Below are 10,055 nucleotides of genomic sequence, written 5' to 3'. Positions count from 1 at the left end.
AATGCTATCCTGCTTCGTTATCCTGCTTCGTTAGTTGAACAAGAAAAAAGGGCTGCCGTAGCAACCCCTTGTTCAACTTAAGCACCCGTTACTTTATGTACATTTCTTCACAAACTTTCCTTTGAAAACAGATGTTGCATTTTTCTAAATAATTTCTCATAGGTTATTTGTGGACAAACAGTCTCTGCTTATTTAAGCTCTAGAAATGCTTGAAGCCAGCAACTAAAGAAAGGTTTCAGCAAATTTTTCTTCTGAAATTACTCTTAATCCATTTCTTTTTAATAAAGCAGAAGTAACACCCATCCCTTCAATTTTTTTACCAATGAATTCGCCGTTATAAATCTTTAAACTGCCACAGGACGGGCTATTTTCCTTTAGGACCACTAGAGTCGCATTTATTTCTAAAGCTTTTTCGAGTGTAGCATAAGCTCCTTTTATGTAAAGTTCCGTAACATCTTTTCCTGATTTTTCAATTACTTTAGCCTTTCCATCGAGTACATCTTCTCCGGTTCCAACTATTATTTCAGCAGGTTCTCTGGGAGTTGAAAATCCACCGAGTAATTCTGGACATATTGTAATAGCTTTATTTTCTTCTATAAGTTTAGTTATTTCATTATTTAAACTGTGCGTGCCGTTATATCTCACCTTCAACCCCGCTAAGCAGGAACTCACCAATATCATATTTCTAACCCCCTTCAGGATAAATCTTCCTTAATAAATTTTATCAAAAATTTCTTTGTTGAACTAACCTGATCCGTTAGTCGAACAAGCAAAAAAAGCTGACGAAGCAGCTACTGAACTTGAACTCTTGCACCCGAGAGTTGAATTAATTTAATTATTTTTAATCTTTTTTACTTTGTTTTTGAAAAAATCCCCACCCTTTTGTTTTTCATCAACTGTTCCCCAATATATTTTTTTGTCCATCTGTTTTAGCTTTGGGATATGTTTTGAACAGTGAATATAAGCTTCATCAACTTTGATAATAACCCAACGTTCTGGTCTATTTCCTTCTTTTTCTTTAATATCATTCATTAACTTTTCTGTCATTTTTAATGAGGCTAATTGTCCATTTTCTATAATAGAGGCTGTACCATTAACATGTAACCCAATGGAATGCTCAAAAAAATCTATAAACATTAATCCGATATGGGGGTTTTCAATTATGTTTCCTAAACTTGCCATAACACCATTCCCCTTGTATTCAGGATATATTAATGTTTTATCATTAATAACCCTTACAAAACCCACTGAGCCAGCTCTAAAAGAGGAATCACAGTTTCCACTAGAATCCGCTGTTGCAATAAACATCATACCTTGCTTAGTTATAAAGTCTGTCATCATATCATTTAGGTAATTAAGCATTTGGTTTTCATAAAAAGTGGAAGCTTTCTTTATAGTTCCATGTTGTTCTTGCAGTAAATGTTCCCCTCTTGACACTTTATCTCAACCCTTTCATTAATCTGCCTTTTATCTTAACACATTGTTGTTAGGTATTATTCAATTCTTCCACTAACCTGCTTAGTAAGTTGAAGAGAAATAAAAAAAGAGCTGCCAAAGCAACTCCTTACGTTCTTCAACTCAAGCACCCGTTACTTCAATAAGCAACTTTGTATTTCTTTAATATTGAACGTATTTGATAACCATAATTACTTGGAAAAATTTCAATAAAGCTAATTTTACCATCATAAACTTCGATTGTTCCTATTCCTTCAAATGAAAAGCCCTCAAGTTTATCCTCTTGATCTACAGACTCAGAAAGATAAAATGAACCACAATCGGAATCATCGCACTCTCAAAGTCCTTTTATTTTTAAATTATCAACTTGATTTGCAAATTCCAATTCCGATTTACTAATATTGATGCAATGATACTGCAATTACAAACAATAACGCAGGGTACGTAAAAGGAATTACTATGACCGCTGATATTACCGAGATTGTGTAGATTAAAAATTGTTTGTTTTTCTTCTTTTTGAATTGATAAATTCCTAAAAGCAATAAGACCACTGGGATTACCAAATATGAATAAAATAAAATGTCTCCCATTGTAGATTCAATTCCTTCATCTACAGCGATAAATAAAGCCAATGCTGTTAGGAATCCAAGTAGTATAGGAACGAATTTTCTTTCCCTTAATCTAATTGCCATAGATTTCACATCCCATGTAAATTTATAAACTAACCTGCTCCGTTAGTACAATAAGACGCAGTATAAAAACTCCCCTTGTTGCAGTTCAAGAGGAACTAACATAAGTCGCTTATCAGCAATTAACTTTAAAAGCTAACGTCTAGACAACCTATATTAAACCATTTTCGTATATAAATTCATACTTTGGATTGAGACAAATTTTAAAGAAAAATCGTATTCTATTTAGTAAAATACACGATTTTTAAGGAGTGAGATGCTTTGTCCATTATCGGTATGATTAAAAAAGAAATTCTCAGCTGGGAAGGTGTGACTGAGAAGCCACATCGATTTGGTGGGATTGAATTTAATTATAAAAACAAAGTATTAGGTCACATTCACGGGGACACATTAGCCGATCTTCCATTTCCAAAATCAATCAGAGATGATATTTAAAAAAAAGGTCTGGCTCAACCACATCATGTTTTACATGATTCTGGATGGATTAGTTATTACATTAAAAGCAAAGATGATATTACTTTAGTCATTCATCTTTTTCGGTTACAGTACGATAGGTTAGTAAAAAAATTAGATTGAAACCAAAGTTAATTTTTGACTTAGGCTCTGTTGAATATTATTGTTAACTTTAATATAAATAAGGGACTTCCAAATGTCTAAGTCCCTCTAGGCTTTTTAAACTAATGCATCCGTTAGTACAACAAGCACTAATATTTATTAATCATAAGCATCTCCCAAAGATATAAAATCATCTTGAACCCAATACCAATGTTGACCTTTATTCATCATTAACCTTTCTAATAACTCCGTAAAAGAAGTTGCGACAATAGGGCAACTTCCAGCAACACCGTGAACATCCCAAAAGCTGTCATAACATCGTCCTAAACGTGACTTATCCAGGTCAATTGTTATGTAATCACCATTCATATCATCGCCAATTATGTACCAATTTGAAGATATATCATATTCAGCTCTTTCACCGATAATTACTGGGTTTGCTAATACAAACTCTTGAGGAGAAACAATTTTTATTGCATAATCACAGTCAATAAATAAATCAATTCCCTCACAGATTTTATAAAATTCTTTTAAATCGTTTGGTAAGGTGTGTTCTTTTTCTACATCAGGAATGCCTGTTGGAGTGTTTTTGATAATTTAAATTTGAGCCACTTTTATATATTTTGATCACATTAAAAATGAGCCACATGATTTCCAATTCTATTAACCTCTCTTATGATAGGAAGTGACCAAACTAACTTCATATGAGAGGACGAAAAGGATGATCGAAATGGCTCAATTTCATAATATCAAATTTTTAAAAGAGGTTGAAGGTTTATCGCAAAGGCAAATTGCGACAAAACTTGGGATTTCAAGAAACACTGTAAGTAAATATCTTAAAGAAGATACAGCTCCAACAACAGTCCATCGAAAAAAAGTATATGGGACTAAAGAGTATTCACCAGAGACGAAACGAGTTATTCCCATTATTGATCAATGGCTAGAAGATGACATGAAAAGCTGGAAAAAACAAAAGCACACAGCTATCAAAATTTTTAATAGGTTACAAGATGAATATGATTTTAAAGGCTCTGCCTCCAACATTCGTAAAATAGTAGCCAAACGCAGGCAACAAATTCAGGAAGTATATATACCACTTGATTTTCAACTCGGCCACCAATTCCAATTCGACTGGGGAGAGGCGGATATCATTCTACAGGGTCGAACACAACGCATTAACCTCTTCTGCGTTCAACTTTCCGCAAGTCGTATGCGGTTTGTGCGAGCATATCTTCATGCAAAACAAGAAGCATTCCTGGATGGCTTCGTTCATGCGTTTGAGTTCTTAGGAGGAGTTCCAACAGAAGGTCTACTTGATAATCTAAAAACTGCGGTACTAAAAATCCTACAAGGCAGAGATCGTCTAGAACAAGAGGCCTTTATAGGACTCCAGGCTCATTATGTGTTTAAAGCTGAATTTTGTAATCCAGCAAGTGGCAACGAAAAAGGTCGTGTCGAAGGCACAGTTGGATATGTAAGACGGAATGCTTTGGTGCCTCGCCCTGAGGTTCAATCTATGAATGAACTAAACGAATATCTACAAGAGTGGTGTTTAAAGGAAGCTGGAAGGACTCACGTCCCTAATAAATCAGAGACTGTCCTTGAAATGTGGGAGAAAGAAAAAGAGTATCTTCATCCTCTTCCTACAATCAGGTTTGAAGCTTGTAAGCTTCTATCGGGCAAAGTTAATAAAACTTCCCTTATTACAGTGGAAACAAATCGTTATTCTGTACCCTGCAGCTATGCTGGTCAAGCTGTATGGGCAAAAATTTTTGTCGATCGTGTAATCGTTGTGGCTCAAAACCATGTGATCGCAGAACATATTCGTTCTTATGAACGTAATCAGATGATTACAGTTCTTGATCATTACCTGGAAGTATTACTAAAAAAACCTCGGGCAATCCGGGATGCTCACGCATTCCAATCCACTGAAATCCCTGATGTATTCAAGAGATTCCATTTGAAAATGCGCGAGCAGGAAGGATCTGTAGGTGATAGGAAGTTCATTCGACTTCTCCTCCTCCATCGTAATATTGGTATGGATAATTTAACGAAAGCCTTATTGGAAGCAGAGACAACGCAAGTTTTCCGATATGAGAAAGTCCATGAAATCATACAAAGGCTTACAAACCAGCACATACCAATCAGTACTCTTCCTACGGATAAAACACCAGTCAATCTTCTAGATTACAAAGTGAATAAATCCAATATAGAACAGTACGGTCAATTAACAGGAGGCACTAGGAAATGACAACTGAATTACTTTTAGACCACCTTACTAAACAACTACGGATTCCGACTATCGCTGCACAATACCGTTCTCTCGCAAGAGAGGCTGAGGATCGTAACTTGAGTTATGAGGAATTTCTATTGGCTTTATTAGAAGCAGAATCAGAGGCTAGAGAAGAAAACCAAAGACAAAGAAGGCTTAAACAAGCTGCTTTTCCAGTCCAGAAAACACTAGATAGCTATGATTTTAGTTTGATGCCAAGTCTAAACCGAAATCGATTTCTGACTCTATCAAAGGGAGATTTTGTGGAGAAGAAGGAGAACATAATATTTTTAGGAAACAGTGGGACGGGAAAATCGCATCTGGCAATGGGGCTCGGCCTTGAAATGATTAAAAATGGCTATAAGGTTAAGTTTATCTCGGCTGCAGAATTAGTAGAAGAATTACTTTTGGCAAATGAAGAACACAAGCTAGGTGCATTGGAGAAGAGATGGCTCAAATTTGATCTGATCATCATAGACGAACTCGGCTACGTGCCATTCACGAAAATTGGTTCTGAGCTCTTGTTCCAATTCTTTGCCGGCCGCTACGAACGAGCTAGCGTCATGATAACTACGAATTTAGAATTTACGGAATGGACCTCTATATTTGGAGATGAAAAAATGACCGCAGCCCTACTAGACCGACTAACCCATAGGGCCCATATCCTCCTCCTAAATGGAGAATCGTATCGATTTAGACAAAGTATGAAACAAAGGGATGATAGCGACCAGTAGTCTGGGCGCGCGAGGAGTTTAAGGTATCTTGCCTCGAGGGGCAAGATACCCTAAACTCCCAATCCCCCTCCAAATATGGAAATAACTCAGAATGAAGTGGCTCACTTTTGAAGTGATCACTCTGGCTCAAATTAATATTGACAAATACAGTTGGAGGATGAACCAAACAGTTTGGCAATTTTTTTATTTTATCAATCAAGAGTTTAATTTCCATTTTTATATTCCTTTATCTTTATTAACTGTTTTAGACAGCCTAAGTATTTTATTCGCCCTATTTTTGTCCTTTCCTTCTTCCACTAACCTGCCACGTTAGTGCAATAAAAATAGGGATCGCCGTAGCCATCCCAATCTTTAACTCTTGCACCCGTTAGTATAAGTATAATTCTTCACAAACTAGATACTCACCCTAAGCAAATAATTCTACATTGCTTCTGTTCCTTTTTCTTTAAAGACACCAACCAATAATACAATAAACCCCAAGATGAAAATAATTGGAAACAAGACCCACATAATTAATCCAGCCCAACCATTTCTAACAATAAATGCATATGTTAAGCCGATTGAAAATGAAAGGAAGGGTGCGATTGCTACCATAATGGTAATACCCCAAATGATATACTTTCTTTTTATCGACTTTCCTTTGCTAAATTGCCAAGCAACTACTGAACCCAGTATTACCATCGCTAATGCTACCATAATTGCCGTCAATTATTTTTCCCCCTTCATATTATTGAGTAATTATATTCTGGAAGAAAATTCAAATTCCTTCATCAGCTATAATATCATTTATTTACAAACTGAAGTATCTATTAAGAATAAAAAGAGGTAAGAACATTTTTAATCATTTATAACTGACATAAACTATTTACTTGTTAATATTAACTTTCGTGTTTTGGCATCATATATTTTATAACCAATTTCAAAATTATGGTCTTTTGTCACTGTCACTCTACAATAATAAGGGATTGACTTTCCGTAAGCATCAAGGTCAGGAATATCTTTGAAAGTAAACACCTCACCAGTATTAAGCATATTAAAGTCCGCTTCAGAAGAACGACCTGATGAATCTATCTCGATAACACACTTCCCACTAACGACATCATATTCCTTCAGCACAACATATTTTAGGCTTGGAAGAGTAACCGCTAAAAGTAAAACACCAATAAATAAGTATCCAAGGCATTTAACTATACCAATATTATTAATAAAGCCAAATACTGCGGCTATTACAAACAAGGTTCCAAGTATGAACATTATATAAAAAAAAGACATTTTTTCACTTCCTATAACAATTATATGGAAAATAATAATACCTCTTCTTCCACTATACTGCCCCTTTGTGCAACAAGAAAAGCTGCCAAAATGGCAGCTGGATCTTTAAACTCTTACACCAGTTTGTTTAAGTATATTTCTTCACAATCTATGCTGAACCATCAGTTAAATAGCAGGGTCATAAAAGTTTTTTAAATCTAATAATAGATTTAATCTCCTTTTGCTTTCCTGAAAATCTTTTAATGCAAGGTCATAAAACATCCTAACGTCCATTTCTTCTTTTGGTTTAAAAAAATGTGTATCCCCATAGGGATCTACGGAAGAAAATTCTTTTCCCTCAAGAGCTTTTTCCCAATAGTCAATTCTCCATTGATTATGCTTAAAATCCTCAAACGAAATATGATATTCTTGTTCATAATTTTTCATCTGCTCAATTATTTTCAAGACTTTTTTAATCTTGTCATCTTCGAGTTCACTTATAATTTTAAGCAATTCTTCCTTATTTGACATTCCAATCACAGCCTAAACAAAATAATTTTCAATACTATATTTTTAACTAGTTCTAACTAAAGTAAACTGCCAGTTAGCTGAATACGACAAAGCCACCAAATTGCAATGGTAGCTGGAACTTCAACACTTGCATTCGATAGCCTTAATCAAGTTAATAGTTATTTTTTCTTGATGAAAGGTAAATCAGAAAAAGCTGAACCGAGTGATATAGCGAAAGGCAAAAATAAAACCTTTTGAAAATTTATTTCTGATGGTTTTTTAAAGTAGTAATAAATCAAACCGAGACAACTAATTAGGACAAAGCTAATAATGAATTTATATAATCTTTTTCTTATATCAACCCATTCAATCTTCCTTAAATTTAATATCGTTCCAATTACGAAATAAAAAACAAATAAAACAAGAAAAATCAAATAACCAAGTACAAATTTAGTGGCAAATGAATTATCAATGTTTTTATTAATTATAAATAATGTAATGATTAACCCGACAATACCTAACGTATACATTAGAATCGCAAAAAAGTTTTTCTTCATTAAATAACCGCCTTCGTTTATTGTCTTCCAAAGTCTATTTTCTCAAAATTCAACTTACATTTTCTACTGGAAATTATTAGCTATCGAACTAACCGGCTCCGTTAGTTGAAGATTGCCGTACTGTATCAAATTTAATAATCAGGTTAATAATTCCTCTAAAAATAGAATTTTTATGGAGAGATGTATTTTGCTATTATCAAAAGCCTGGGAAATTTATGAATCTGATAAACGAATTGAAGGGTTCTCCCAACAGACTTTAAATGCCTATAAACTTCAAGCGTTGTTGGTGATACGGTATTTTGAGGTTGTAAAACTCGAAACCATTACTACTATCAAATTAAAAGAATACTTGGCAAAGTCAAGTGAAAATCTATAGCTATCCAGCTTAGCTCACCGTATACGTTTTATAAAATCACTTTTCCGTTGGTCACACGAGGAAGGACATTTTTTAAAGAATCCGGTTTCTAAATTAAAAGAACCTAAAGTAGGAAAACGAATCCCAAAATTTTTAACGGAAAGAGAAATCGAATACTTAAGGGAAGCCTGTGGTTCGTAAAGAAAAATTAATAAAACAATCTTATTCTATTATTAATAATGGTACTTTTTGGATATTATACTGGAGGTGAATTACTATTTAATAATGAAGGGAGATTTAGGTATGGAGGTAACATTTACAGTAAGCAAATGGGATGAAAAGCCAGTAGACGACACTAGAAAAGAATTCCCTATTAATATTGCCCATGTTGAATATGATATTGAGGGTGAATTAACAGGAAAAGCCTTTGTTGAATATTTATTATTTTATATAGACTCTACTATAGATGATGGTCACTTAGCCACTTCTAAAATTTCCGGATTTCTGCATTTCGAAGGAACTTACAAGGGAAAACAGGGGACATTTACAGCTATAGAGCAAGGAATATTTGATAAAGGAAATCTAGATTCTCCAGCAACAATGCACCTTTAGTTGAATAATAAAAAAGCTAGCAATATTAGCCAGCTCTTCTTGTATTACAATCCACTTGTTGAAAGAAACACCTATTCTTCCATAAAAATTCGTGCGTAGTATTCCGTTTCTTCATCTAATTTGTTGTCTTTTCTCAATTCCTCAATAGTTTCTTTTCGGTCATCTTCAATCACTTGAAAACTTCCTGAAACATTTGGTGTTTTCCCTTTGTTTTTATCCATACTTTCACTCCTACATTTCATCTAATTTATATTAGGATATTCATTTCCCTTTTCATTTTGTGTTTAATTTATAACTTTATTCAAATGCTCATTATGGTTTCTTCTTTCACTAAACTGCTCGATAGTTGAATAGTCTCAACCGTTTCAAATTCGAGAATCGAGTCAATAATTTCTCTAAATTTAGGTCATAAGAAAAGTGAGACTACGAGGATATATGCACAGTTAAGTGGGAGTTTAAGGCAAGAGCTTTATAGGAAGTATTTTTAAAAAGGGACACAAAAAAGCAATCCTAAAAAAATGCATTGCTTTTCTTCAAGTCTTGCACCCGTTAGTATAAGTGAGAATTTTCACAATCTTTTTTTTACTTGAACAATATCTAATCCATTAATGTGTAGGGGCGTTTAAAATAAACGCCTTCTTACTAAAGAAAAGCACCCGAATGCGGAAGATCAGAAGATTGGTTCTATTTTTAACACAAATTCTTCTTCTAATGTTTATTTACTTTTTACACAATATTTCATAGTTTAATTTTATAGGTGTATAAATAGGTTTTGTTACTAAAATTATTCCCGTCAATTATCAAGGAGGAAAATTAACTTGTTCCATGACAATATTTAGTTTCTTATATTGCGTCTGCACATATAGGAGTTATTCAACAATGGTTGAATAGTGACATGAAAGAATCCCCTCAAGAAATGGCTCGTATTTTATCGACCATTACAGTTAATGGTCCCTTCTTTGCTGCTGGGTTAAAAACATAAATTAGTAAAAGGGACAGTGCCTAAAAAAAGCAGGTACTGTCCCTTTATTATTAATATTGCTTCTTCAACTAACCTCCCTCAAT

At 34.1% G+C, this 10,055-nt stretch carries 12 protein-coding genes and 4 pseudogenes; 7 read left to right on the top strand and 9 right to left on the bottom strand.

What is annotated here, in order from left to right; all coding sequences use genetic code 11:
- Positions 1 to 222: 222 nt before the first annotated feature.
- The 3 genes from COE25_RS26085 to COE25_RS26075 form a co-directional block, all read right to left on the bottom strand.
- Complete coding sequence (locus tag COE25_RS26085; protein WP_098934700.1) at positions 223 to 681, bottom strand: 2-thiouracil desulfurase family protein; 459 nt, start codon at positions 679 to 681, stop codon at positions 223 to 225.
- A 150-nt stretch (positions 682 to 831) separates the two neighbouring features.
- Positions 832 to 1,437 (bottom strand): pyridoxamine 5'-phosphate oxidase family protein, encoded by a 606-nt coding sequence (locus COE25_RS26080; RefSeq protein WP_257208974.1) that lies wholly within the window; start codon positions 1,435 to 1,437, stop codon positions 832 to 834.
- Between the two features lie 413 nt (positions 1,438 to 1,850).
- On the bottom strand, positions 1,851 to 2,147 hold the full coding sequence (locus COE25_RS26075; protein WP_098934699.1) for a hypothetical protein: 297 nt from the start codon (positions 2,145 to 2,147) through the stop codon (positions 1,851 to 1,853).
- Positions 2,148 to 2,405: 258 nt separating this feature from the next.
- Between COE25_RS26075 and COE25_RS26070 the strand changes: the two are divergent.
- Positions 2,406 to 2,720, top strand: a pseudogene (locus COE25_RS26070) (luciferase domain-containing protein).
- Between the two features lie 138 nt (positions 2,721 to 2,858).
- On the opposite strand, the gene COE25_RS26065 reads toward COE25_RS26070, so the two are convergent.
- Entirely contained in the window at positions 2,859 to 3,272 is a 414-nt protein-coding gene (locus COE25_RS26065; RefSeq protein WP_306572984.1) for an SMI1/KNR4 family protein, read from the bottom strand.
- A 157-nt stretch (positions 3,273 to 3,429) separates the two neighbouring features.
- On the opposite strand from COE25_RS26065, the gene istA reads away from it, so the two are divergent.
- On the top strand, positions 3,430 to 4,950 hold the full coding sequence (istA, locus tag COE25_RS26060; protein ID WP_257208973.1) for an IS21 family transposase: 1,521 nt from the start codon (positions 3,430 to 3,432) through the stop codon (positions 4,948 to 4,950).
- Positions 4,947 to 5,705 carry an IS21-like element helper ATPase IstB gene (gene istB, locus COE25_RS26055; RefSeq protein ID WP_098934696.1) on the top strand — a complete coding sequence of 253 codons (759 nt, stop codon included), beginning with the start codon at positions 4,947 to 4,949 and terminating at the stop codon, positions 5,703 to 5,705. The genes istA and istB overlap by 4 nt, the downstream gene beginning before the upstream one ends.
- Positions 5,706 to 6,125: 420 nt before the next feature.
- Here istB and COE25_RS26050 read toward each other — a convergent pair whose 3' ends face one another.
- From COE25_RS26050 to COE25_RS26035, 4 genes are all read right to left on the bottom strand, one after another.
- Positions 6,126 to 6,413 carry a hypothetical protein gene (locus COE25_RS26050; protein ID WP_257208972.1) on the bottom strand — a complete coding sequence of 96 codons (288 nt, stop codon included), beginning with the start codon at positions 6,411 to 6,413 and terminating at the stop codon, positions 6,126 to 6,128.
- A gap of 153 nt (positions 6,414 to 6,566) precedes the next feature.
- Positions 6,567 to 6,977, bottom strand: coding sequence for a hypothetical protein (locus COE25_RS26045; protein WP_098934695.1), 411 nt, complete (start codon positions 6,975 to 6,977; stop codon positions 6,567 to 6,569).
- A 165-nt stretch (positions 6,978 to 7,142) separates the two neighbouring features.
- On the bottom strand, positions 7,143 to 7,487 hold the full coding sequence (locus COE25_RS26040) for a hypothetical protein (protein ID WP_098934694.1): 345 nt from the start codon (positions 7,485 to 7,487) through the stop codon (positions 7,143 to 7,145).
- Positions 7,488 to 7,645: 158 nt separating this feature from the next.
- Positions 7,646 to 8,023, bottom strand: a complete 378-nt coding sequence (locus COE25_RS26035) for a hypothetical protein (protein ID WP_098934693.1) — start codon at positions 8,021 to 8,023, stop codon at positions 7,646 to 7,648.
- 187 nt (positions 8,024 to 8,210) lie between these two features.
- Between COE25_RS26035 and COE25_RS31870 the strand changes: the two genes are divergently transcribed.
- Both COE25_RS31870 and COE25_RS26025 read left to right on the top strand, forming a co-directional pair.
- A complete protein-coding gene (locus COE25_RS31870) occupies positions 8,211 to 8,399 on the top strand; it encodes a hypothetical protein (protein ID WP_257208971.1) in 189 nt (62 codons plus the stop codon).
- 282 nt (positions 8,400 to 8,681) lie between these two features.
- Positions 8,682 to 8,981: pseudogene (locus tag COE25_RS26025) on the top strand (DUF3224 domain-containing protein); the annotation flags it as partial.
- Between the two features lie 80 nt (positions 8,982 to 9,061).
- Here COE25_RS26025 and COE25_RS31045 read toward each other — a convergent pair.
- Complete coding sequence (locus tag COE25_RS31045; RefSeq protein WP_155928528.1) at positions 9,062 to 9,211, bottom strand: hypothetical protein; 150 nt, start codon at positions 9,209 to 9,211, stop codon at positions 9,062 to 9,064.
- A gap of 174 nt (positions 9,212 to 9,385) precedes the next feature.
- On the opposite strand from COE25_RS31045, the pseudogene COE25_RS32525 reads away from it, so the two are divergent.
- Together COE25_RS32525 and COE25_RS26015 are read left to right on the top strand one after the other, a co-directional pair.
- Positions 9,386 to 9,478 (top strand): annotated as a pseudogene (locus COE25_RS32525) (integrase); the annotation flags it as partial.
- 341 nt (positions 9,479 to 9,819) lie between these two features.
- Positions 9,820 to 9,972: pseudogene (locus COE25_RS26015) on the top strand (TetR-like C-terminal domain-containing protein); the annotation flags it as partial.
- Positions 9,973 to 10,055 lie beyond the last annotated feature (83 nt).

The sequence above is a fragment of the Bacillus sp. AFS031507 genome (genome assembly GCF_002584635.1).
Lineage (GTDB): Bacteria > Bacillota > Bacilli > Bacillales > Cytobacillaceae > Neobacillus.
The sequence above is the reverse complement of the archived record's forward strand: the minus strand, read 5'-3'. Positions and strand labels throughout refer to the sequence as shown.

What these genes read in the sequence shown, in the direction of transcription:
- COE25_RS26085 (WP_098934700.1), bottom strand. Translation starts at nt 681, where the DNA reads ATGATATTGGTGAGTTCCTGCTTAGCGGGGTTGAAGGTGAGATATAAC.
- COE25_RS26075 (WP_098934699.1), bottom strand. Translation starts at nt 2,147, where the DNA reads ATGGCAATTAGATTAAGGGAAAGAAAATTCGTTCCTATACTACTTGGA.
- istA (WP_257208973.1), top strand. Translation starts at nt 3,430, where the DNA reads ATGGCTCAATTTCATAATATCAAATTTTTAAAAGAGGTTGAAGGTTTA.
- istB (WP_098934696.1), top strand. Translation starts at nt 4,947, where the DNA reads ATGACAACTGAATTACTTTTAGACCACCTTACTAAACAACTACGGATT.
- COE25_RS26045 (WP_098934695.1), bottom strand. Translation starts at nt 6,977, where the DNA reads ATGTCTTTTTTTTATATAATGTTCATACTTGGAACCTTGTTTGTAATA.
- COE25_RS26040 (WP_098934694.1), bottom strand. Translation starts at nt 7,487, where the DNA reads ATGTCAAATAAGGAAGAATTGCTTAAAATTATAAGTGAACTCGAAGAT.
- COE25_RS26035 (WP_098934693.1), bottom strand. Translation starts at nt 8,023, where the DNA reads ATGAAGAAAAACTTTTTTGCGATTCTAATGTATACGTTAGGTATTGTC.
- COE25_RS31045 (WP_155928528.1), bottom strand. Translation starts at nt 9,211, where the DNA reads ATGGATAAAAACAAAGGGAAAACACCAAATGTTTCAGGAAGTTTTCAA.